Annotated in this window: 18 protein-coding genes; 14 read left to right on the top strand and 4 right to left on the bottom strand. The window is 58.2% G+C overall.

Features of this window, described 5'->3' with window-relative positions:
* Positions 1-82: 82 nt before the first annotated feature.
* On the bottom strand, positions 83-1300 hold the full coding sequence (gene dprA, locus PSR62_RS02360; RefSeq protein WP_274406231.1) for a DNA-processing protein DprA: 1218 nt from the start codon (positions 1298-1300) through the stop codon (positions 83-85).
* 243 nt (positions 1301-1543) lie between these two features.
* Here dprA and PSR62_RS02355 point away from each other — a divergent pair, with 243 nt between their 5' ends.
* The 6 genes from PSR62_RS02355 to PSR62_RS02330 all read left to right on the top strand — a co-directional run bounded on the left by PSR62_RS02355 (position 1544) and on the right by PSR62_RS02330 (position 9199).
* Positions 1544-2440, top strand: coding sequence for an AAA family ATPase (locus PSR62_RS02355; RefSeq protein WP_443217471.1), 897 nt, complete (start codon positions 1544-1546; stop codon positions 2438-2440).
* Positions 2441-2446: 6 nt separating this feature from the next.
* Positions 2447-3715: a DUF58 domain-containing protein gene (locus tag PSR62_RS02350; RefSeq protein ID WP_274406229.1), complete on the top strand. Its 1269-nt coding sequence runs from the start codon at positions 2447-2449 to the stop codon at positions 3713-3715.
* The gene (locus PSR62_RS02345) at positions 3708-6371 is read left to right on the top strand and encodes a transglutaminase TgpA family protein (RefSeq protein WP_274406228.1); all 2664 of its coding nucleotides are present in this window, start codon (positions 3708-3710) and stop codon (positions 6369-6371) included. Before PSR62_RS02350 ends, PSR62_RS02345 begins: the two co-directional genes overlap by 8 nt.
* On the top strand, positions 6368-7057 hold the full coding sequence (gene cmk, locus PSR62_RS02340; protein ID WP_274406227.1) for a (d)CMP kinase: 690 nt from the start codon (positions 6368-6370) through the stop codon (positions 7055-7057). The genes PSR62_RS02345 and cmk overlap by 4 nt, the downstream gene beginning before the upstream one ends.
* Before the next feature lie 2 nt (positions 7058-7059).
* The gene (locus PSR62_RS02335; protein WP_274408316.1) at positions 7060-7566 is read left to right on the top strand and encodes a CinA family protein; all 507 of its coding nucleotides are present in this window, start codon (positions 7060-7062) and stop codon (positions 7564-7566) included.
* Between the two features lie 154 nt (positions 7567-7720).
* A complete protein-coding gene (locus PSR62_RS02330; RefSeq protein ID WP_274406226.1) occupies positions 7721-9199 on the top strand; it encodes a sulfatase in 1479 nt (492 codons plus the stop codon).
* Between the two features lie 156 nt (positions 9200-9355).
* Here the strand turns inward: PSR62_RS02330 and PSR62_RS02325 are convergent, their stop codons facing one another.
* Together PSR62_RS02325 and PSR62_RS02320 are read right to left on the bottom strand one after the other, a co-directional pair.
* On the bottom strand, positions 9356-10465 hold the full coding sequence (locus PSR62_RS02325; RefSeq protein ID WP_274406225.1) for a glycosyltransferase: 1110 nt from the start codon (positions 10463-10465) through the stop codon (positions 9356-9358).
* Positions 10466-10497: 32 nt separating this feature from the next.
* Entirely contained in the window at positions 10498-12222 is a 1725-nt protein-coding gene (locus tag PSR62_RS02320; RefSeq protein ID WP_274406224.1) for a UxaA family hydrolase, read from the bottom strand.
* A gap of 102 nt (positions 12223-12324) precedes the next feature.
* Here PSR62_RS02320 and sucC point away from each other — a divergent pair, with 102 nt between their 5' ends.
* From sucC to tsf, 8 genes are all read left to right on the top strand, one after another.
* Positions 12325-13509 carry an ADP-forming succinate--CoA ligase subunit beta gene (gene sucC, locus PSR62_RS02315; protein WP_274406223.1) on the top strand — a complete coding sequence of 395 codons (1185 nt, stop codon included), beginning with the start codon at positions 12325-12327 and terminating at the stop codon, positions 13507-13509.
* Between the two features lie 147 nt (positions 13510-13656).
* On the top strand, positions 13657-14529 hold the full coding sequence (gene sucD / locus PSR62_RS02310; RefSeq protein ID WP_007327387.1) for a succinate--CoA ligase subunit alpha: 873 nt from the start codon (positions 13657-13659) through the stop codon (positions 14527-14529).
* Between the two features lie 1050 nt (positions 14530-15579).
* Positions 15580-15897 (top strand): co-chaperone GroES, encoded by a 318-nt coding sequence (locus PSR62_RS02305; RefSeq protein WP_047816629.1) that lies wholly within the window; start codon positions 15580-15582, stop codon positions 15895-15897.
* A gap of 71 nt (positions 15898-15968) precedes the next feature.
* Positions 15969-17588, top strand: coding sequence for a chaperonin GroEL (groL, locus tag PSR62_RS02300; RefSeq protein WP_047816630.1), 1620 nt, complete (start codon positions 15969-15971; stop codon positions 17586-17588).
* 174 nt (positions 17589-17762) lie between these two features.
* Positions 17763-18908, top strand: a complete 1146-nt coding sequence (locus PSR62_RS02295; RefSeq protein WP_274406222.1) for an aromatic ring-hydroxylating oxygenase subunit alpha — start codon at positions 17763-17765, stop codon at positions 18906-18908.
* Positions 18905-19447: a hypothetical protein gene (locus PSR62_RS02290; RefSeq protein WP_274406221.1), complete on the top strand. Its 543-nt coding sequence runs from the start codon at positions 18905-18907 to the stop codon at positions 19445-19447. The genes PSR62_RS02295 and PSR62_RS02290 overlap by 4 nt, the downstream gene beginning before the upstream one ends.
* A gap of 510 nt (positions 19448-19957) precedes the next feature.
* Positions 19958-20728 carry a 30S ribosomal protein S2 gene (gene rpsB, locus PSR62_RS02285; RefSeq protein ID WP_274406220.1) on the top strand — a complete coding sequence of 257 codons (771 nt, stop codon included), beginning with the start codon at positions 19958-19960 and terminating at the stop codon, positions 20726-20728.
* Between the two features lie 50 nt (positions 20729-20778).
* A complete protein-coding gene (tsf, locus tag PSR62_RS02280) occupies positions 20779-21759 on the top strand; it encodes a translation elongation factor Ts (protein ID WP_047816634.1) in 981 nt (326 codons plus the stop codon).
* Positions 21760-21868: 109 nt separating this feature from the next.
* Here tsf and PSR62_RS02275 read toward each other — a convergent pair whose 3' ends face one another.
* Positions 21869-22798 carry a prenyltransferase/squalene oxidase repeat-containing protein gene (locus tag PSR62_RS02275; protein ID WP_274406219.1) on the bottom strand — a complete coding sequence of 310 codons (930 nt, stop codon included), beginning with the start codon at positions 22796-22798 and terminating at the stop codon, positions 21869-21871.
* Position 22799: the final 1 nt, after the last annotated feature.

Here is a 22799-nt window from a genome sequence, read left to right as displayed (position 1 = left end):
AGGACCTTCGGTGAACAGCCACGAACGGAGGCTTGGAACCAAGGCGGGAGGATAGCGCCGTAGGACCGAACTGTCAACCTTCTCAGATCCGCGACACATACTGACCACTCAAGCGGCGAACAAACCGTTTCATCTCCAGAATGCTCACGATCGCATTGACCCGAGACGCGGGGAGCCCGCTGCGGATCGTCACCTCGTCGATCGCCGTGCCCGAAGTGCCCACGGCGAACAGGACCTGTCGTTCGACCTCGTTGAGCGTCATCTCACGCCCATCTCGCACTGCTTCCCCCCCATCGGTCGCGGTGGCTCGGGAGACATTTCCGCTCAGTGGTCCGAGCAACTCCAGCACGTCGTCAGCGTGCTGGACCAGCGTTGCACCGTCTCGAATCAGGTGATGGCACCCCTGCGAGGCCCGGCTGTTGACCTGCCCGGGCAGGGATCCGACCGACCGGCCCAGCTCCGATGCCAAGCGAGCGGTGATCAGCGACCCGCTTCGCATGGGGGCCTCGATGACCAACGTCGCTTGTCCCAATGCCGCGATGATTCGATTGCGTTGCGGGAACATTCCACCGCGCGGCTGGGCCATGGGGGCGTACTCGCTGATCACCGACCCGTGCTGAGAAATTTCGTCCGCCAGCGGCGCATTTTCGGCTGGATAAATTTTTCCCAGACCACCGCCGAGCACCGCAATCGTTCGGCCCTCCGCCTCGAGTGCTGCCCGGTGAGCCGCCGTGTCGATGCCCCGCGCCAACCCGCTGACGATCGTCACCCCAGCCCGTGCCAGATCCATCGCGATGCGACGCGTTTGCTGCAACCCGTAAGCCGTTGCGTGCCGCGTCCCGACGATCGCAACCGAGACCGTGTCCCGCGGCAAAATCGAGCCTCGGCAGAAGATCAGCGGCGGAGCGTCGTCAAGTTCTTCCAGAGCAGCCGGGTAAGAAGCCTGCCCCCGACGCAGAATGTTGACATCCTTGGCCGCGCACCAAGCGAACACGTCCTCGATATCCACGTGATCATCCGCCGTGTCGATCACGTGAGCCATCTTGGGGCCCACCCCATGAACCGACGCCAGCGAACTCTTGTCCGCATTCAGAATGGAACGAGCCGAGCCAAACACATCCAACAAGGACGTCAACGTCCTCGGCCCCAACCCAGGAAGCAAACACAACTGCACCAATTCGCGAGTGGTGTCTTCCTTTTGAGTGTTGCCATCACCAGGTGCATGCGCGTCCGAGGCCAGTGGCACCACGCTCTCGTCGTCGCCTGGTTGATGATCAGGAATCGATCGACCGTCGTTCATCGGATGGTCTCCATTGAATTGGTTCGCACGGGATCCCCAGCCGCGAACTTCAGCCCCGTGAATTTCGACACGGGGACACACCACCCCAGAAGATCAGGCCGATAGAAAAGCGATCGCGGAGCCACTAGCATAGCAGTTCTCCTCAAACGGCTGCTTCGCTGCTTCTTTCTTCGCTCACCAATCACGGTCGACCAAATGTCATTTCGGGCCGCGTCTGACTTATGCCAGAACCTCTGCGATCACTTGGCAAAGGTCGTCTTAGGGAAAGACGAACTCGTCGATTTGTTAGTCGTCGCGTTGTTGGCCGGTGAACACGTTTTGCTGGAGGACGTTCCAGGTGTCGGGAAGACGTTGACTGCCAAAGCGCTCGCACGCAGCCTGGATGCCAAGTTCACCCGGCTTCAGTTCACACCGGACTTGCTGCCCAGCGACATCACGGGCAGCATGATCTACCGCACCGACACCAGCCAATTTGAATTTGCACCGGGCCCCATTTTCGCCAACATCGTTTTGGCCGACGAAATCAACCGCGCCCCACCACGCACCCAATCGGCTTTGCTGGAAGCGATGAGCGAGGGACAGGTCACCGTCGATGGCGTGACTCACGAATTGCCGAAGCCGTTCATGGTGGTCGCGACCCAAAACCCGTTTGAATACGAAGGCACTTACGCGTTGCCGGAAAGTCAGCTGGACCGTTTCCTGCTGCGGACCTCGATTGGTTACCCCTCTCGCAATGTTGAGCGTGACATTCTGACGACTCACCAATCAGGTGAACCTGTTGATGAACTTCAATCCATCGTCGGCGCCGCGGAAGTCAGCGAAGCTCAAACCCATGTTGGAAAAGTCCGCATGGACGAATCGTTGGTGGACTATTTGCTGGATATCGTCGAAGCAACACGTCATCATGACGCATTCCAAGTGGGTGTCAGCACCCGGGGGTTGATCAGTTTCCACCGCGGTTGCCAAGCCATGGCGATCCGACGCGGCCGCGACTATGTGACGCCGGATGACATCAAACAAATGGCTGTTCCGTCTCTCGCTCACCGCGTGTTGGCCGAAGGCATCTTCCAAGGCGGCAACCGATCGGTGGTCGAGCAACAATTGGCGGATTTGATCGAACCCATCCCTGTGCCGGTTTAAAACACGATGGTTCTGCAGCGACGCAACACCCGCAATCGCCTGACGCGGCTCGGTTGGCAATTCATGCTGATCGGCATGTTTGGGCTTCTGGGTGGGTCGCTCAATGGATTGAACTTGCTGATCGTTGTCGCGGCAATGACGTTGGCGGTGTTGCTCGCTCAATGGCGAGTCAGTCGGTCGACGATCGAATCGGTTCGAGTCGATCGACGAGTCCCGCGGGAAGTGTTCGCTGGCAAACCCGCACGGATTCGATATCAAGTCAGCAACCGCCATCGATTGATGCCGCTGTGGTTGATCTGTCTCAGTGATCAAATCGTGCGGACCGGTGCCGACACGAACCCGACGGACTCAAACAGCAACTCTTTGCCACCAGCGATCAACGCTCACTCACTTCACACCGGGGTCGGCCTGCTGCTGCCCTCGCAAGCAACCAGCGCTTATCTGGATGTCACTTTCGGGCATCGCGGTCGCTATCAGTTGGGGCGCTGGCGGGTTTCAACGACCGCGCCGTTTGCTTTGTCAACCGCTTGGCGTGAGTCGACCGACCAAGAAGAGTTCGTCGATGTCTATCCGCGACTGCTGCCCCTGACTCGATCCTGGCGGCAACTTTTGCCCACCAAGCTGGGCAACGTCTCCTCCTCGGCTCACCGGCAGGGGCATGCCGATGAAGTTTTCTTTGGGCTTCGCGAGTATCGTCGGGGGGACAGTCGCAGGCACATTCACTGGCGAACCACCGCGAGAATCGGGGATCTTGTGGTCCGTCAATTTGAGCAGCAACGACGCTTGGATCTCTGCTTTTTGGTGGATGCTTATTGCCCCGCCTCGGCTGCTGAAGCCGATGCCCCGCATCAAAATGTTGAGACCGCAATCAGCTTGGCCGCTTCGCTGGTGGTTCAGCTGTTCGGTGGCTCCGGCAGTCAAATCATGCTGAGTGTTGCCGGCCAACACAATGAAACCTGCGGTGGCGGTTTTTCTCGCGAAGCTCTCCGGCGGATGCTGCAAATCCTTGCTCGAGTGCAGACCACCGACAGGCCTGATTTAGACGAGTCGCTGGGGCAAGTGGCCAAGGCGGTCAAGCATTTGCCCGACCTGGTCGTGCTCAGCCCAAGACCGTTGTCGGAAGTTCTTGCAGCCAATGACAGTCAGTCCTCCCTCCTGCGGCAATGGCAGCAACGTGGACGGCTGAACTGGGTCAATCTGTCCAGCCGTGACGCTGCGACTTGGATCGCCGAAGCATCGTCTCCCCAATCATCTGCCGAGGCTCTTCATGAGTGACGCTTCGATCACCGACGATGACATGAGCCGCACCGACGCGCTCAATCTGCGTGAACTGCAGGCGATCACCGAGACCACGCTTGATTCACCTCTTCGGCTGCGAACCAAATTGGCCTTCGCCTTGGTCACGATGCTCAGTGGGCTGGTCATCGGCAGCAGCGGGCAAACTGAATCATTGCCGATCATCGTGGTGTTCTTCAGCGTGATTGGGTTCCTGTTCGTTGACTGGATGAAGCTGTTCGCGTTGCCCGCCGTGGTCGCCTACGCCGCCATGGCAATCGCCGCGATCTATTGTGTCTCGGGCTTCATGCAAGGGATTCAAGTTGGCAACAAGATGGAAACAGTCGCGGAACTGCTGATCATCGCGCAGTCCATTTTGATGCTCCAGGAGAAGACCTCGCGACTGTTTGAGCAATTGATGGTTTTCGCATTGCTGAACTGCGTCGTGGCAGCGGTCTTCAATGACGCGTTTGCGTACGCGATTTTCTTCGTTCCTTTGGCGATCTGCAGCGGCATGGCGATCGCCTTGCTTGCCGCTGACAACCTGGTCGAGCAAGCTCAATCACCGGATCAACGCTCGAATTCGCTGGCTCGAACGTTGGAGGCAGACGCGGAAACCGAGGCTGCCAATCTCACCTGGAACAACTCCGCCGCGGTGGATTCCTTTTCGCGTGCGGGTGTGAGTCTGCCCTGGATGGTGGCCGTGATTTTGTTTCCAGCCGTGCTGCTGTTTGCCGCGATGTTCTTCTTTGGTCTTCCGCGTCGCGTGGACGCCAACCGAGGAAGCTCGCAAGGTGTTGCCATGGTCGGATTCAGCGAGACGTTGCAACTGAGCAAAATCAGCGAAATGCAACAAAGTGCTCAACGAGCCTTGCGCGTTGACCTGATCGATCGCGAAACCAAAAAGCCGTATCCCGTTGCCGGCGACCTGTATTTACGTGGGGCCGTGCTGGAACAGTACCTGACCGATGAATCGTCGAGCTGGCGAGCAACGTCGGTCTCCAAGTCGCCGCCTCCACCACTGCCCCCGGAATTCGTTCCGCAGCGAATCAGCGACTCCAATTTTTATGATCGCGTCAACGTTCGTATCGCTTGCGAATCGATGTCCACCGAATCGCTGTTTGCCATCGCTCCCTATCACTGGTCACCCGGCAGTGACGACCTGATGGAACTCAGTGGCAAGTGGACGATCTCGCGTCGCAACGCGTCCGGAGGCTCGGTCGCCGCCGGTGCTTTGGGCCTGCCTTGGTACCCGCCGGTGAAATATCACTTCGGAACCCACGCGTTTCGAAGTGGCGTTCAAAGCCGCTGGCTGGCGTACAAGACCCCGGTGCTCGATCGGTCCCTGGAGAATTCCCAGTCCCCCGCCGATCTGACCGCGAATGATCTGAATTACTTGGACCAGTTGCTTGAGTACCCGCAGGTTCTGATCCCCACCGCAGAATCGCTGGCGAACAAGATCGTTGAAAACATGCCGCCGAACAAACGCACGGCCGCGGGAATCGCGGATGCGTTTCAAAAGCATTTGTCGCTGAACAATGACTTCCGCTATTCGCTGCAACCCAACCTATCCGCGATGGTCGGCGTCGATCCGATCGAACAATTCTTGTCGACTGACCGACGTGGCCACTGCCAGTTCTTTGCGTCGGCGTTGGTGATGATGCTGCGCAGCCAAGACATCCCGGCTCGCCTGGTCGTTGGTTACCACACCGATGAATTCAGCGAACTGGGGCAGTACTTCATCGTTCGCCAAAACCACGCTCATGTTTGGGCGGAGGCCTTGATCGCTCGCGCCGACATTCCCGTGGGGACATCGGTGTACGGGCAACCGGAGTCGGATTTTTACTGGCTGCGTCTGGACCCCACCCCAGGCGGCGGAGGCGTGGCGGCGGCCGAAGCGAGCAGCAACCAGATGCTCGATTTGGCGCGGGACCTGTGGGACGACTATGTCATCGAAATGGATTCCAAGCGACAAGAGGCGGCCCTGATGTCGACGCCAGGTTTGGCGCCGATGACTGCGTCCTATCGATCATGGATCGATCGCACAAAGGAATTCGCCATGCGAATCAACTCGGGCGATGTCGAAGGCATTGGCGGTGGCAAACTGTTTTCTTGGCAAGGTGCCGTCGCCGCGATCGTGCTCACCATCCTGGCCATGGTCGGACTGAAAATCCGCTTCCCACGATGGTTGCAGAGCCAACTTGGCAAGCATCGGCAAATCAAGGCCCCACGCCCCACGATCCCTTTCTACGCTGAAGCACTCGACCTGCTTTCGAATCTCGGCATCGAAAGACGCCCGGGCCAAACCCCGGAAGAACTGACCCGGCAATTGGAAGCCACTGACGCGTCGCCGGGTCTGGAGCCCACCCGCAGTTCCCAATCGGAATCTCCTTCTGACTCGGGTCAGCAGTCGTCCCAGCTTCATGCTCCCATGCGTCGATTGACCGACGCGTTCTACGCATTACGGTATGGGCACATGGCGGGGGGAGATCCAGAAGTCTCCGGCCAAGTCTCCCGTGTTGGTCCCAAGGTCTCCGCCGCGAATCCTCGATCCGCTGCCCCCGCACCTCAATCGGACTCGTCGCTGTTGTCACGCCCCGACCTGGAAGACGCCCTGAACATCCTTCGTCAAATTGCAAAGCGTTCCACCCCATGATCATCACCATCGACGGTCCAGCCGGAGCAGGCAAGAGCAGCATCGCACGACGCGTCGCCAACGAACTTGGGTTCGAATTCCTCGATACCGGGGCGATGTATCGCGCCGTGACTTGGGGCGCCATGCAGCGTCAGATTGCGTGGGATGACGTGGATGCGTTGGTCGATTTCGCCGATGCCGCCTGCTTGGTTTGGCAGGACGACTGCATCTATCTCGACGACCAAGACATCTCCGAAGAGATCCGTGCGCCGCAGGTCACTCGTCACATTCGACACTTGGCTGACCCGCCAAGGATTCGCGAGCGGATCACAGCGCAGCAGCGTCGCATCGCCACCGGGCGTGACATCGTGACCGAAGGTCGTGACCAAGGCACCGAAGTCTTCCCCGATGCCCATTGCAAGATCTTCCTGACTGCATCCCCGGAAGAACGCGCCCGCCGCCGGCAGCAACAGCTCGCTCAAAACGGCCAGGTGATGTCGGTGGAGGAAATCTTGGCCGCGCAGAATCAACGCGATCTCGAGGATCGAATGCGGCCCGTCGGAAGGTTGCGAGCCGCCGCCGACGCGATTGTTCTCCAAACCGATGGGATGACTCCCGACGAAGTCCGCCAAGAAGTCCTGCGGTTGGTTCGCAAATGCTTGGATGCCTCGGCGACCAATTCCACATCGGACGATCCAATCGCATGATCATGTCTGAGAGCGACCCAAGCGACGAAGCAAGCTCCCCGTCCTCGATCGCGGCGAAACTGGTCTCTCAACTGAATCAGTCGCAGCATCGTTTGGTCCTGGCCGAAAGCTGCACCTGTGGCGCTGCTGCCGCCGCGATGGGAGGCGTTCCGGGTGCGTCCAACGTGTTCTGCGGTAGCGCCGTGACGTACCGGGAAACCACCAAACAAGCGTGGCTGGGAATCTCGGAAGCCGACCTGAAACAGCACACTGCCGAGAGCCAGGCGATCACCAACGCGATGGCGACCTCGGTCCTTCAACGCACCCCTGATGCAACCCTTGCCGCTGCGATCACGGGCCACTTCGGGCCCGACGCGCCGCCCGAGGTGGACGGCATCGTTTTCATTGCTGTGCTGCAACGCGGGTGCGAGCTGGAACCGCGACGAGTCGTGCTTCGCAGCTTCGCTCGCTTGGACCGACAAACCGAAGCCACCGCCGAATTGCTGGTCGCGATTCATCGGAGTTTGTAGAAATGCCGGCCCGAAACGCAGGGTGTCTTCCTTGGCGAGGTCGAAGAAGGCCTTGGGGCATCAGATTTGATAAACGCGGGATCGACCATTGGCGGTGGCGATGAAGTATGGTGGGTGCCCCTTCCCTGCCTCTCACCCACGAAGGATTCTCGCGATGCGATCCTTTCCCATTTTGTCACGCTGTTTTGAACGAGCCGGTATTCACTCGGCTTGGACACTGCGAAGCGTGACCGCGACTGTCTGTTGGTTGGCTTTCGCTGTCAGTGGTTTCGCTGAGACGCCCAAAAACGTTTTGTTGATCTGCGTCGATGACTTGCGGCCTGAGTTGGGCTGCTATGGCGCGGATTACATTTCCTCGCCCAATATTGATTCGCTGGCCGCCAAAGGCATCCAATTCAATCGACATTTCGTGCAGGCTCCGACCTGTGGTGCCTCTCGATTTGCGATGCTGACGGGTTGCTATGGCCCCTCGGGAAATCACGCGTTGTTTTCGCGAGCCAAGCAGATCGCGAAGGATCCGAGTTCCGTCACCCCGTCGATGCCAGGTTGGTTTCGCGAGCATGGGTACACCAGCGTTTCTGTCGGCAAGGTCTCGCATCATCCCGGCGGTCGCGGCGGAGCGGACTGGAACGAAGAAGCCGAGATTGAAATGCCAGGTGCTTGGGACCGGCACCTCATGCCGACCGGGCCGTGGCAACATCCTCGCGGATCCATGCACGGATTGGCCGACGGCGAGATTCGCAAAGACGCCAGCCAAATGGATGTGTTTCAAGCCGCAGGCGGCGAGGCGAAGTACCCCGATGATTTGATTCTGGAAACGTCGCTGGATGAGCTCACCACGCTGGCCAAGGACGCCGCCAACAAGCCGTTCTTTTTGGCGGTCGGGTTCATTCGTCCGCACCTGCCATTTGGGGCTCCCGCTGAGCACATGGAACCTTACCGGCAGACCGTGTTGCCGATGATCGAGCATCCCAACAAGCCATCAGGTCAAACGACTTGGCATCGATCCGGTGAGTTCATGCGATACAACCGCTGGGGCAAAGATCCGAACCAGGACGCCGAGTTTGCAGAGGCCGTCCGGCGGCACTACGCCGCTTGCGTTTCTTACGCCGATGCGAACGTGGGTGAAGTGTTGAAACAGCTCGATGAGCTCGGTTTGCGAGAGTCCACCGTCGTCGTTGTTTGGGGAGACCACGGTTGGCACTTGGGCGAACATGCGATTTGGGGCAAGCACGCTTTGTTCGAGGAATCGCTGCACTCGCCGCTGATCATTCATGATCCGTCGATGAAAAGCGCCAGCCAAACGGATGCGATTGTGGAAACGATCGATGTGTTTCCAACGTTGTGCGAGCTGACAAATTTGCCGTCACCGCCAAAGGTCGATGGCGAGTCGTTGGTGCCTGTGTTGAAAGACCCAGCATCATCCGAAGGTGAAGCGGTTTCGTATGCGAAGGCCACAACCATTCGCACGTCCACGCATCGTTTGATCTCGCATCTGAAGGGCTTTCATGAGCTGTACAATCATGAAACGGACCCCGGCGAGACCAAAAACATCGCCGACGAAAACCCTGAGCTGGTTCAACAGTTGCAACGACGTTTGAAAGAACGCATGGTCAACCGTCAGCAGTTCTGAGTACCCAAAGTGGCATAGGCTTCCATTTTCCACCGTAGCTCAAGTTTCCGGTAGCGAAACTCGTCAAGAGTTTCGATTCACACTGACGCGCCGAAAGTCTTGACGACTTTCGCTACCATTTGCATCTGAAAACCAAGTGGCTGTGGAATGCATCGCCTATGCCACAATTTTGGCGTAGAGTTCGCGGTAGGCGTCGACCATTGCGTCGACGGTGAACTGGGAACGGACACGAGACTGGTTGGCTTGTCCGGTTTTCGCTGCCAGATCTTCGTCGGCTAAGAATCGTTTCAGCGAATGGACGAGCGCCGTGTCATCGTTCAGCTCGAAACCTTGATTGGGATCGTGACCGATCAATTCTTGGCTGCCTTCGACGCGGCTGCTGACGACGGGTTTGCCTGCTGCCATGGCTTCCAAGATCACGTTGGGCATGCCTTCATAACGGCTCGGCAAAACCACCACACGGCTGGCGGCGATCCAGCTTGCGATGTTGCTCTGCCATGTCAGCACGCGAACGCGGTCACCGGAGACTTGTTTGGCCCAAGTCGCCAGTTCGTTTTGTAGCGGACCGTTGCCGATCAGCACCAATTTGCGATGGCTGTCTTCGGGAGCGAACCGCTCGACGGTGCGCTGCAGATGCTCCAAGCCTTTTTGCGTGTGCAGTCGGCCGACGAACAGAACCACGGGGCTGTCGGCGGGCCAACCCAGGTCGGTCCAGTCGATTGGATCGGCGGATGCAAATGCATCGACGTCGACCGCGTTTGGGATCACCGATGTGCGATCCGGTGAGAGGTTCAGTTGCTGCTGGGCGAAGGTCTCGACCGCTCGGCTGACGCAGACCACGTGATCCACTTTGCGAAGCGTCTGCCGTTCGACCGCCAGTCGCAAAGAGTTGGGTTCGGCGACACGGATGCCGGCGACTCGCGGTCGTTGCGATGAGGCATTGAGCGTGCCGAGCACGTTGGCGTGCCAGAGAAACGTTTGGATCAGTGAACCAGGTCGACGTGCCAACCAACGTCGCAACTGAATCGTCGCCGGCAGAAAACCTCGCGTCGTTTGAACTCCGCCGCTGGTGACCTCGATGCCTTCGTCGTGAAGCCGTTGCACCAAGCGGTCGTTGCCCTCGGGCAGTGAGTCCGCTGTGGGCAGTTTGCCGAAGCTGAACAGCCGCACGTCATCGCCTCGATCGCGAAGGCCGATGGCGAGTTGTGTGAGCGCTCGTTCGGCCCCGCCAAAGTTCATCTCGGTGATGATCAGGTCAATGTTCATGGTGCCAATCGCAAATCAGAGCCACTCACAATTCACAGCACAGGCCCGACCGTCCACGGCACAAATTCGTGATCGCCCAACCCGAGGCGTTCGCTGGCGGTTTGCATTCCGCTGGCAAATTGCAGCAGTTCCTCGAACAGTTGATCCGCCAGTTCGTCCATCGCGACACCCTCGAGCAACTGGCCCGCGTTCCAGTCCATGTCGTCTCGCATGGCGTGGAACAAAGTGGAGTGGCTGGCGATCTTGATCACGGGAACCGGTTTGCCGCCGAAGCAACTTCCGCGGCCGGTGGTAAACAACACCAAGTTGCAACCGCCAGCGACCTTGCCCGTGACGCTGGACGGATCAAAGCCCGGCGAGTCCATCACGTACAAGCCTTGTTTGGGAACCGTGTCCGCGTAGTCCAGGACACCGTCGAGGATTCCAGTGCCGGACTTGCTGACTGCACCGAGTGACTTTTCGGTGATCGTGGTCAACCCACCGGCTTTGTTGCCGATCGATGGGTTGTTGTCGATCTGGCCGCCGTACATTGCGACGTGTTGTTTCCACCAATCGACTTTTTCCATCAAACGCTGGGCCACCGATTCGTCACGCGATCGCGCGACCAGCAGATGCTCGGCACCGATCAGTTCGGTGGTTTCGCTGAGCACGGCGGCGCCACCGTGAGCGATCATGCGATCAGCGATCGCACCGACCAAAGGATTTGCGGTCCATCCTGAATGGCCATCGCTGCCGCCGCATTCCAGGGCCAATCGAAGGTGGTGAGCCGGAACCGTTGACCGTGAGCTTTGGTTGGCGATCTCGAGCATCGTTTCCAGGTGCTTTTCCGCGCGATCGATCGTCGCTCGCGTGCCTCCTTCGGCTTGCATGGTCAGCATCGTTGTCGAGACCGATTCCGATTCGGGCGAGGTGACCGGCAGCGAACGAGGGTCGGAGATCGCGACGAGCTGGTGATGTTCGTTCAGGTACTCGGGCGTCGTTTGTTCGCAGCCCAGTCCGATCGTCAGGCAGGATCCAACATTCGCGTGACCGGCGTAGCCCTTGAGGACTCGGCCGAGCATTTGTTGTTTTTGGCCGGCGTAGCGAAGGGCGCAGCCGGTGGTGTGCGTCCCGATCGCGATTCCATCCACGTTGGGGAATTCCGCCAAGCGTTCGGGAGGAAAACGAGCCGCGACATGGTGGCAAACCGTCGCACTGCAGTTCACGCGAGCCAGAATCTGAACGTAATTTCGCGTGCCGACTTGGCCGTCCGGTCGCACGAACCCCTCAAAGGATTTCTCGGCTGGAACGGCTGGCTTTTTCGCAGAAACGGATTTTGGCAAAGCGGTTCCGACCAGCGACCGCCAATCCGAGTCGACTTGGTGAGCGTCGACCAGATTGTGTGAATGCACGTGTTCGCCGACGCCGATGTCGCAGGAAGCTTTGCCGATCGGTTGGCCAAACTTGATCACCAATTCGCCCGCGGGAATCGCTTGGGCGGCGACTTTGTGTCCCGCCGGAACGGCCGATCCGGCGATGCGAAGGCTGCCGATTGATTCGCCTGCCACCAGTGCTCGTGCGGCCATCCAAACGTTGTCGCCGTCGTGCAATCGCACGAGGCCGTTGTCGGTTCCATTTTCCAAGTCGCCATTTCCGGTAGGGCCGGCTGCCCCGGAGCCCTCCGGCTTGGCGTTGGGATTCGGTGTGGAGGCGGGTTGTTGGTCGGTGCCAGTCATCAATCGAGCGGTGGTGGTTGGAATTTTCCGAGCTGCTACCATTTTCACTTCCGGCAGTCTGACAGACCCCGGACTCGCTCGCCATCATGGCGAGGAGACGTAACCTTCGCATTCCTTTCGCTTGCCAACTGGGCTGAACCCCCGATGAAAATTCACGAGTATCAAGGCAAACAGCTTTTCCGAACCGCCGGCGTGCCGGTTTTGGAAGGGCACATGGTGACAACGCCTGACGAAGCGGCTGCCGCATACGACAAATTGGGTGGCAAAATCGCGGTCGTCAAAGCTCAGATTCACGCGGGCGGGCGTGGCAAAGGCAACGTGGCAGGCGTCCCGGACCAAAAGGGCGTTGTCCTGGTCAAATCGGCAGCGGAAGCGAAAGCGGCAGCCGAGGGATTGTTGGGCAAGAAATTGGTGACGATCCAAACCGGGCCCGAAGGGCAAACGGTTTCCAAGGTCTTCGTCGAAGCCGGGTGCGATATCGCTCGCGAACTTTACTTGGGCATCGTGGTCGACCGCGGCAGCAGCAAGCCCGTTTTGATGGTCAGCACCGAAGGTGGTGTGGAGATCGAAACCGTCGCGGAAAAAACACCCGAACTGATTTTCAAAGAACACTTCGATCCCGCGATCGGGCTGGACGGTTTCCAGGTTCGCAAGCTTTGCAAAAAGCTCGGCATCGAAGGTGCTGCGGCCAAGAGTGCTTACAAATTCATGACCGCGATGTGCCGTTTCTTTGTCGATTTCGACTGCGAAATGGCTGAGATCAACCCCTTGGTGATCACCGGGGCAGGCGAAATGGTGGCTCTGGATGCCAAGATCATCTTCGACGAGAACGCGATGTTCCGTCACAAAGACTTGGAGGAACTGCGGGACCTCAGCGAAGAGGAAGAGTCCGAAATGCGAGCCAAAAAGGCTGGGCTCAGCTACGTCAAGCTCGATGGCAACATCGCCTGCTTGGTCAATGGAGCGGGGCTCGCAATGTCAACGATGGACATCATCAAGTACCACGGTGGCGAACCCGCCAACTTCTTGGACGTCGGCGGTGGAGCCAACGCGGCTCAGGTCACCGAAGCGTTCCGGATCCTGTTGTCGGATCCCAACTGCAAGGGTGTGTTGGTCAACATCTTCGGCGGGATCGCTCGTTGCACGACGATCGCGGACGCGTTGATCACGGCCAGCAAAGAAGTTGGGTTCAACGTGCCTTTGGTGGTGCGATTGGAAGGAACCGAAGTCGAGGAAGGCCGCAAAATGCTGGCAGAAAGCGATGTCGACATCATCAACGCGATGGATTTGACCGACGCGGCGAAAAAGATCGTCGCAGCAACTGCGTGACGCCTCGCGTCGAGCGACTCGCGACCGGCTTCCTGTCGGTCGCTTGATTTGTAAACAAGATTCAGGCATCGCCTGATCTCTTCCTTCCAAAACATCACCCTCGGCTGTTGGTTCGACGCCATCAGCCAAACGCGAAAAGCTATCAACATGAGTATTCTGGTCGACAAAAACACCAAGGTCATTTGCCAGGGGATCACAGGCAACGCCGGGAAGTTTCACTCTCTCGGGTGCCGCGATTACGGCACCCAAATGGTCGGCGGTGTCACGCCCGGCAAAGGTGGCCAAGACGTCGAAGGCATTCCTGTTTTCGATACGGTGGAAGAAGCGGTTCAAAAGACCGGTGCTGACGCGACGATGATTTTCGTCCCGCCACCGTTCACCGCGGACGCCATCCTGGAAGCCGTTGACGCTGGCATTCGTGTCATCGCCGCCATCACTGAAGGCGTGCCTGTCATCGACATGGTGCGAGTCTACGAAAAGGTCAAAGCCAGCGGTTCGACGCTGATCGGCCCCAACTGCCCCGGTTTGATCACCCCAGGTGAATGCAAAATCGGCATCATGCCCGGTTACATCCACAACCCTGGCAAAGTCGGCGTGATGAGCCGCAGCGGTACGCTGACTTACGAAGCCGTTTGGCAAACCAGTTCGCTGAAACTTGGCCAAAGCACCTGCGTTGGCTTGGGTGGCGACCCGATCGTCGGCACCAACTACATCGACCTGTTCAAGATGTACCAGGAAGACGATCAAACCGAAGCGATCTTGATGATCGGTGAAATCGGTGGCAGCGCCGAAGAAGAAGCCGCCGCGTTCGTCAAAGAGCACGTGACCAAACCGGTCGCCGCCTTCATCGCGGGTCGCACGGCACCTCCCGGGAAACGCATGGGACACGCTGGTGCGATCATCAGCGGCGGCAAAGGCACGGCAGAAGAAAAAGTTGCTGCGTTGGAAGACGCTGGCATCGTCGTCGCTCCTTCGCCCGCTGAAATGGGCGAAGCCGTCGTCAAGGCAATGTCGAAGTAGTTCCGGTTGCTGGCAGATCTTTCTGCCGCACCATTGGCAACCTGCAGCACGGCGGTCCCCGCCGTGCATCTCGGCACCTTGCAAACTCTTCTCGCCTCGCCGAGGCCGTGCAGTTTCCTGGGGCCGCGTTTTGTCGGGCTTCGGCAATAAGAGCCTCTTCCGAAATGAAGCTTTGGAGGAGGCCGAGCACGGGAAACGGCACGCACTGTCCTCCCCGGAATTCTCGCTGGACGCTCGCATTCCGGCCCTCCCCAGCTGCGTTCAGGAGGGTGGATTCAACGTTGCAATCGCGCCATTTTGAAACGGCACAACCTCACTGGTTTGGCGGTCCCGCCGAAAGTTCAGTCGCTACACGGGCCTCGGGGATTTCACGCGGTGGTTTTTGAGTGGGTCTGGTTGGGTGTGTTACTTTTGCAAGCTCAACCGCGGAGCGGTGATCGTTGATAGCCTCGGGTTTCAACCCGAGGTGGGAGTGACGTCCCCGGAACAGGAAAGCCGCGGAGTGGCGACAGGTGTTCGGAGCGTGTCCCCAGCTGTCGTCGCTCCGCGACTTGGGAGGTGCGTTGAGGCGTGGGTGACCTTGGGTTGAAACCCAAGGCTATCGGCTTTCGTCGCTCCGCGACTGGTTTGGGGGGGGGGCGCCGGTGAGGGGCCGAGCGTGGGAAACGACCGTCCTGCCGTTCCCCGGAAATCTCGCTGGACGCTCGCATTCCGGCCATCCGCGGCTCGCGGGCGGGGTGGAGAGGGCGTGTTGGTGGCAGTTTTGCCGCGTGTGCCACGCTGGCGGGCTGTCACGGATGAGCCGCTGAGTTCCGGTCACGATCCTCTGATTTGGCGCAAGTCATTGTCTTGCAGGGGCTTGCGGCCAGTCTTTCTGGCTGCGGCACAGCGATTGCTTATTGGGCGGCTTCAACGAACAAAGCTGCCATTTTGGTTGGCCGCGATGTCAGATCGCTCGTGAGAGCGTTCCGATCAGTCAGCCGAAACAGGTTAGCCCCACCACACATTTCCCCCACATCTCGACTCAAGACCACGAAAGGTGTCACGGACATGGCAGCAGCCACCAAGAGTGCAACCAAAATTCGTTTGCAACCCCTCGGCGAACGCATCGTTGTTCAGCGTGAGGAAAGCGAAACCACGACCGCTGGCGGCATCGTGTTGCCCGATTCGGCAATGGAAAAGCCTGCTCGAGGGACCGTTGTGGCCTTGGGCACCGGCAAATTGCTGGACGACGGCAGCCGAGCTGACTTCCAACTCGTCGCTGGCGATCGCGTGTTGTTCAGCAGCTACGCTGGCGAAACCGTCGAAGTCGACGACGCCGAATACCTGCTCATGCGAGAAGACGACGTTCTGGCCGTGATCGAGTGATCCTCGGCGATGGTTTCCATCGCGTCGTTCTGAAACCCATCTCTGCACACCTTTAAATTTAATAGACCACCATGCCAAAAATCATTGCGTTTGACCAAGAAGCACGCGAAGCCATTCGCCGCGGCGTGTCCAAACTCGCTCGCACCGTGAAAGTCACTTTGGGCCCCAAGGGTCGCAACGTGATTTTGCAAAAGAGCTTCGGCAGCCCCACCGTGACCAAAGACGGCGTGACCGTTGCCAAGGAAATCGAACTGGAAGACCCCTATGAAAATATGGGTGCTGCGATGGTTCGCGAAGTCGCGAGCAAGACCAGTGACGTTGCCGGTGACGGAACGACCACCGCAACCGTGATGGCCGAAGCGATCTTCAACGAAGGCCTCAAAGCCGTCGTCGCTGGCGTCAACCCAATCCAAATGAAGAGCGGCATCGAAACCGCTGTTGCCGACATCACCGAGCAACTTCACAGCATGGCGGTCAAGGTCAAAGACCAAGAAGCCATGGCCAACGTCGCGACCATCGCCAGCAACAACGACCGTGAAATCGGAACGTTGCTCGCTGACGCGATGAGCAAGGTTGGCAAAGACGGCGTGATCACCGTCGACGAAGGCAAGAGCCTGCAGACCGAACAAGAATGGGTCGAAGGCATGCAGTTCGATCGCGGCTACTTGTCGCCTTACTTCGTGACCGACTCGACCAGCATGGAAGTCGTTCTCGAAGACGCCTACGTCTTGGTCTTCGAAAAGAAGATCAGCAACATCAAAGACATGGTGCCGTTGCTCGAAAAAGTTGTTCAGCAAGGCAAGCCTTTGTTGATCATCGCTGAAGACGTCGACGGCGAAGCACTCGCAACGCTCGTCATCAACCGTCTGCGTGGCACGTTCACCGTGTGTGCTGTGAAGGCACCTGGTTACGGCGATCGTCGCAAAGCCATGATGGAAGACATCGCGATTTTGACCGGTGGTCAAGCGATCTTCGAAGCGCTCGGCGTCAAGCTGGAAAGCGTCGACCTGCCCCAACTCGGTCGTGCCAAGAAGATCATCGTCGACAAAGACAACACGACGGTCATCGAAGGTGGCGGCAAGAGCACTGACATCAAGGCTCGCATCGACCAAATTCGTCGCGAAATCGAGCTCAGCACCAGCGACTACGATCGCGAAAAATTGGAAGAGCGTTTGGCCAAGTTGGCTGGCGGTGTTGCCAAGGTGAACGTCGGTGCGGCAACCGAAAGCGAAATGAAAGAAAAGAAGGCTCGCGTCGAAGATGCGTTGCACGCGACCCGTGCAGCGGTTGAAGAAGGCATTCTGCCCGGCGGTGGCGTTGCTTTGCTGCGTGCCAGCGGCAAAGTCAAAGCGGCTGAGACCCTGAGCGACGACCAATTGGTTGGTTACAACATCGTTCTGCGTGCTTGCCGTGCTCCGTTGACCATGATCAGCGAAAACGCTGGTCAAGACGGCGGCATCGTCTGCGAAAAAGTTTTGGCGATGAAGGGCAACGAAGGCTACAACGCGTTGACCGACGTTTACGAAGACTTGGTCAAGTCCGGCGTCATCGACCCAACCAAGGTGACTCGCACCGCATTGGGCAACGCTGCCAGCGTCGCAACCTTGTTGCTGACCAGCGACGCGTTGGTTGCTGAGAAGCCAGAAAAGAGTGGCAAAGCCGGTCACGGTGGCGACCACGACATGTATTGATCCAGTCGGGCCGAACGTTCGGTTCAGCCCTCTGTGTTCCAAGCATCCAACCCTTCGCTGTTCTTCAGCGAAGGGTTTTTTCTTGGCCCGACGAAGGTTGTTTGCACGTCGGTGCGCCCCGCGGTCTATGTTTGATATCAATTTCGCCAGCACAGCCTTCGATTTGCGTCGCTCATGTTTGTCAACAAGACCCGCTTGCCGCATCTTCTGTTGCCAAAGCACTACAGCAGCCAGTCGCAATATCAAGTTGAATTGGAGGCGTTGTTTCGACCTCAGTGGCATCTGGTTGGGACGCTGGCCGAGGTCCCCAATGAGGGCGACTTCTTCACGCGAGAATTGTTGGGCACTCCCATCTTGGTGCGTAACCAGCAGGGGGCGTACCACTGCTTTCTCAATGTCTGCACGCATCGACACAGCTTGTTGTCGAACCAGTGCAGCGGCAGCAGTCCGACACTCAAGTGCCAGTACCACGGCTGGGAATTCAACGTCGATGGTTCCAGCGGTCGAATTCCAGATGCCAAGAACTTTCGGCCGATGAGTGGCGGTCCAGAATGCCTGAAGAAGTTCTCGCTCGCCGTGCATGGGCCTCTGATTTTTGTCTCGCTGGAACCCGGCAGCACTCCGTTGCCGGAGCAGTTCGAGCCGTTTGGAAGCGTGATCGATGAGTTTCCAGCGAACCGGTGGTGGCACGCCGAGACTTGGCACTACGACTTCCCCGCCAACTGGAAAGTCGTGGCTGAAAATACAGTGGAGTCCTATCACTTGGAGTCGGTGCACACCGACAGTTTTCGGTTTGAACCGGAAGAGGAAATCAAGCACGAGATTCACGCTGGAGGCACGGTCATGCGAGCCAGCATCAAAGCCTCGCCGCGAGCCATGCGAGTCTCACGCTGGCTGACAGCGCAACTCCAGTCGGGGTGTTCGCCGCAGTACCGGTTGTGCCATCTGTTTCCACATTTGTTCTTGATGCGAACGGACGCAATGCTTCAGGCGATGGTGTTGATGCCGACATCGCCCACAAGTTGTCGAGCGACGGTGTCGGTTTTCGTGCTGCGTCGGCAGCATGAAACCAGTTGGTCGAAGTTGCTGACGCGATGCTGGGGCCGTCTGAAGACGTCCGCCGTCAAGAAAATTTTGGCCGAAGACGCGGCGCTTTACCCTGGAATCCAAACAGGGATGCAGCACAGTCCGTTCAAGGGGTGCGTCAGCACGCGTGAGGAGTTGGTGCATGCCCTGCAGAATCACGTCGCCGAGAACTGCGGCTTGCAGGCAGAATTCAATCTCGATGCCGAGGATTTCAGCCGCGAGAGTCAGCAATGAGTTCGTGGCCCGCAGCGACCGTTCGGTATGTGCTGGTCGGCTATGCCCTGATTCCGTTGGTGATCAATGTGGGGGTCAACGCCCTCTTGGGATGGCTGCTGTTTTCTGGCCAAACCTCGATCCCCGTTTGGGGAGCTTCGCAGAGCGTGTTGATGGAAATCATCGGCACAGGATTTCTGTTGCCGTTGATCACTGCCATGATCAGTTCTCGAGTGTTGCTCCGGCATCTTCACTCTGGAATGGTGAAGCCGCTTCCCGCGCTGGCAGTGGCCACCGGGGCTTTCTCGCGACTGGTCCGTTGGGTGGGGCGGACATTGCGAGCAGGGTCGTTGAATGGCTGCTTGTTGTTTTCCCTGGCGGTCTTTCCGTTGTTGACGATCCCTGCGGTCTTGGCGTTGTTCGCGTTGGATGGCGACTCGATGGCGCTTCCCACTCTGGTCGCGATGAAGTCGATCTACGCAGGGCTATGTGGCCTGGTGGTGACGCCGCTGATCGCGATCAGTCTGTTGGGTGGCTCCCGCAAACCGTGGTTGGAGTGATGGCGACTGGGGTGTTCTCGCCAAACGTTCCGTAACAGGGGAAAATCCTGAACTCGGGGTCGATTTTGGTTGGGTTCTGGCCGATGAGTGGTGAGTTGAGCGTTTCGGAAGTCGTCGCCACAGGGGCGCGTTCTCGATCGTCTCAATGGGACCTGTCGGGAGGCTGAACCTCTGATGAGCGTGCCCCGGCCTCAATCCGCCTCCGTGGAGATCGCGGAAACCCGTGAATTCCTTGGGAAGACGCGATTGGAAGAAGGCCGTCGGGGTTGCAAATTTTCGCTCTGAGACGTACTTTTTGCCTTCCTTTCCCGCCCCGCCTGTGTTTTGGCAGGGCGTATCCTTTACCCAGTTCATTGCATTTTGGGGCGAAGGGCACCGAATTCACGCGGTTTTGCGTCGTTTTCACCGCTCTGGGGCTGCTGTTTTCCTGTTTGATGGAAAGCCAGTTCTCCGAACCCGCACTGAACCAAATCCTGGAGATGCCGCGAATAATGCGCGGCAAAGATTCTGATGGCAAACGAAATTGTCAAAGAGATGATTGAAGCTGGTGTCCACTTTGGTCACCGCACCAGTCTCTGGAATCCGAAGATGGCTCCTTACATCTTCGGTAAGAAAAACCAAATCCACATCCTCGACATTCGCGAAACCCTGCGTGGTTTGCTGCGAGCGAAGAAGTATCTTTCGCAAGTCGCCGCTGGCGGCAGCTTGATTCTGTTCGTCGGTACCAAGCGTCAAGCTGGGGAAGCCGTTGAAGAGCAGTCGCTGCGTTGTGGGATGCCTTTTGTCAGCGAGCGTTGGCTCGGTGGCACCCTGACCAACTTCCGCACCATTCGCAGCCGACTGGGCCGTTTGGAAGAACTGGAAGCCCTGCGGAAGGGTGACGGCATCAACGAATACAGCAAGAAGATGCAGTCGTCGTTGAACCGCGAATATCGCAAGATGTATCGCAACTTGAACGGTTTGCGATCGATGAACCGGTTGCCGGAAGTCATGTTCATCGTCGACCCAGGCAAGGAACGCAACGCGGTTCGGGAAGCCAAACGATTGGGCATCACGACCGTGGCTCTGATCGATACCGACAGCGACCCAAGCCAAATCGATTTGCCGATTCCAGGCAACGATGACGGGATTCGCAGCGTTGAAATGATCATGCGAGAACTGGCGGACGCTGTGATTGCTGGCAAGGGACAAACCCAAACCGAAGCGGCACCCAACGCCCAGGCTGCTCCTGAAGCCGCCGCGCCTGCCGAAGAAGTCGCCGCCGCTCCCAGCGAAGGCTGATTTCGACCACCACATTCACTGAATTCAATCAACGATTAGGAAACAGAAACATGACGACGATTTCCGCCAAGGCGGTGAGCGAACTTCGCAAGTCCACCGGCGCCGGGATGATGGATTGCAAGAAGGCATTGGAAGAATCCGGTGGCGACTTGGATGGCGCGATGGACTACCTCCGCAAAAAAGGCCAGAAGGTCGCGGCCAAGCGTGCGGATCGCGAAGCTTCCGAAGGCGTTGTGGCTGCTGTGGTTGAAGGCAAAAAAGGCTTGTTGTTGGCCCTCAGTTGCGAAACCGACTTCGTTGCCAAAAACGAAGCGTTCATCGAGCTGACCAACACCATCGCCAAGATGGCTTTCGACGCCAATTGCACCACGATTGACGAAGTCAACGCACTCGAAATCGACGGCACGACGGTCAAAGAGCGTTTGGTCAACGAAACCGGCAAGGTCGGCGAGAAGATCGAAGTCTCCAATTTGGAAGTCGTCGAAGGTGAGAACCTGGCGTCGTACATCCATGCGGGTGCCAAGATCGGTGTCCTGGTGTCGTACAAAGACGGTGGCAAAGAAGACGCGCCCCTGTTCTTCCGCGGCGTCTCGATGCACATCGCTGCCATGAAACCTTCGATCCTTCACCCCAACGAATTCGATGAAGAATTCGTTGCCAAGGAAACCGAAGCACTTCAGGCTCAGATCAACGCTGAGAATGAACTGAACGAACGCGAAAACCTCGGCAAGCCGATGAAGAACGTTCCTCAGTTTGCAAGCCGTCGCCAACTGACTCCTGAAGTCTTGGCTGCGACCGAAGACGCGATCAAGGAAGAACTGAAGGCCGAAGGCAAGCCCGAGAAGATCTGGGACAAAATTGTTCCCGGTAAGCTCGAGCGTTTCATCGCCGACAACACCTTGCTCGACCAAGAGCGTTGCTTGTTGAGCCAGTTCTACGCACTGGACGACAGCAAGACCGTCGAAGCTGCGATCAAAGAATTCCACCCGGAAGCCGAAGTGGTGGTCTTCAAGCGAGTCTCCGTCAACTGATTGGTTGACCCGCGAATCTGAAATTCAAAACGCCTTGCTCATGGCTTTCATGAGCAAGGCGTTTTTTTTGAGCCAAACGTAGCCGGATTCGCCAAGAATTCGGACTCGTCTACAGATCCAGCGTCTGCAGCAACGACAGTGTGGCGACACCATAGAACGTGTATTCGACGTCCGGGGTTTGGTCGAGTTCAAACCCGACGAAACCGCCCTCTCGCTGCATGGAATCTGCGTATCGCTGCAATCGCGGCGCGTCGATTCTGGATCCGGCTCCAAGATCAACCAGCGTGATCAGACCCGTGCAAGAGCTGAGCAAGTCGGCGAAGGGAATTCGCGTGTTGGCGGTCAAGCCACCTTCGTCACTCTGCATCTCCAGCAGAAACTCAATCGTGTCGGCCTGCTGAGCAGGGTCCAGTCGCCCGAGTGTCTTCAGCGATCCAATCGCAGCCGCGGTCGGGTTCACGCCTGCTCGTTTGGCAACACGAATCTCTCGGTAGCCGCCATCTTGTTGCTGTTGGCTCGCCAGGAATCGCAGGAGACCATCGATGTCGGGGACGGGGACTTCCATCAGTTCGTAGCACAGCACAGAGAGAAACGTTTGGTAGGTGCTGCCTGCGCGGCCCTCTGGCGTTTTCGCGAATCCGCCGTCGTCGGTGCGGAGGTTGGCCAGCAACGCCGCAACGTTTTCTCGCCACTGGTGGTCTTCGTCAGAGATCACCACGACGCCGGAGGCCATTTCGAGAATCGCCGCACCAAAGATCAGGGACATCAGGTCCACGATGGAATCCCGTTGTCTCATCCGTCGGCGTAGGAAGATACCCGCTGCTTCGGCGGTTTGGGGGTCGAGTTCACCGAGGAGCCAAAGCGTTCGCAACGCAAACGAGGAGTAGTAGGGGTCGCTTTCGCCTTCGCGGCCCGCAAATCCACCGTCGTCGCGTTGTCGCAATCTCAGCCAGTCTGCGTGGCGAGATCGGAATTCGGGGCTCAGCCGACTTGCACCGACGGACAATCGCAGCGTCAGTTCTTGCAGGTAACCACTCAAA

Origin of the sequence: Rhodopirellula sp. P2 (assembly GCF_028768465.1) — a bacterium.
In the GTDB taxonomy this organism is placed as follows: domain Bacteria; phylum Planctomycetota; class Planctomycetia; order Pirellulales; family Pirellulaceae; genus Rhodopirellula.
The sequence above is the reverse complement of the archived record's forward strand: the minus strand, read 5'-3'. Positions and strand labels throughout refer to the sequence as shown.

What these genes read in the sequence shown, in the direction of transcription:
- PSR62_RS02305 (WP_047816629.1), top strand. Translation starts at nt 15,580, where the DNA reads ATGGCAGCAGCCACCAAGAGTGCAACCAAAATTCGTTTGCAACCCCTC.
- cmk (WP_274406227.1), top strand. Translation starts at nt 6,368, where the DNA reads ATGATCATCACCATCGACGGTCCAGCCGGAGCAGGCAAGAGCAGCATC.
- dprA (WP_274406231.1), bottom strand. Translation starts at nt 1,300, where the DNA reads ATGAACGACGGTCGATCGATTCCTGATCATCAACCAGGCGACGACGAG.
- PSR62_RS02345 (WP_274406228.1), top strand. Translation starts at nt 3,708, where the DNA reads ATGAGTGACGCTTCGATCACCGACGATGACATGAGCCGCACCGACGCG.
- rpsB (WP_274406220.1), top strand. Translation starts at nt 19,958, where the DNA reads ATGGCAAACGAAATTGTCAAAGAGATGATTGAAGCTGGTGTCCACTTT.
- tsf (WP_047816634.1), top strand. Translation starts at nt 20,779, where the DNA reads ATGACGACGATTTCCGCCAAGGCGGTGAGCGAACTTCGCAAGTCCACC.
- PSR62_RS02320 (WP_274406224.1), bottom strand. Translation starts at nt 12,222, where the DNA reads ATGGTAGCAGCTCGGAAAATTCCAACCACCACCGCTCGATTGATGACT.
- PSR62_RS02335 (WP_274408316.1), top strand. Translation starts at nt 7,060, where the DNA reads ATGTCTGAGAGCGACCCAAGCGACGAAGCAAGCTCCCCGTCCTCGATC.
- groL (WP_047816630.1), top strand. Translation starts at nt 15,969, where the DNA reads ATGCCAAAAATCATTGCGTTTGACCAAGAAGCACGCGAAGCCATTCGC.
- sucC (WP_274406223.1), top strand. Translation starts at nt 12,325, where the DNA reads ATGAAAATTCACGAGTATCAAGGCAAACAGCTTTTCCGAACCGCCGGC.
- PSR62_RS02295 (WP_274406222.1), top strand. Translation starts at nt 17,763, where the DNA reads ATGTTTGTCAACAAGACCCGCTTGCCGCATCTTCTGTTGCCAAAGCAC.
- PSR62_RS02350 (WP_274406229.1), top strand. Translation starts at nt 2,447, where the DNA reads ATGGTTCTGCAGCGACGCAACACCCGCAATCGCCTGACGCGGCTCGGT.
- PSR62_RS02290 (WP_274406221.1), top strand. Translation starts at nt 18,905, where the DNA reads ATGAGTTCGTGGCCCGCAGCGACCGTTCGGTATGTGCTGGTCGGCTAT.
- PSR62_RS02325 (WP_274406225.1), bottom strand. Translation starts at nt 10,465, where the DNA reads ATGAACATTGACCTGATCATCACCGAGATGAACTTTGGCGGGGCCGAA.
- PSR62_RS02330 (WP_274406226.1), top strand. Translation starts at nt 7,721, where the DNA reads ATGCGATCCTTTCCCATTTTGTCACGCTGTTTTGAACGAGCCGGTATT.
- sucD (WP_007327387.1), top strand. Translation starts at nt 13,657, where the DNA reads ATGAGTATTCTGGTCGACAAAAACACCAAGGTCATTTGCCAGGGGATC.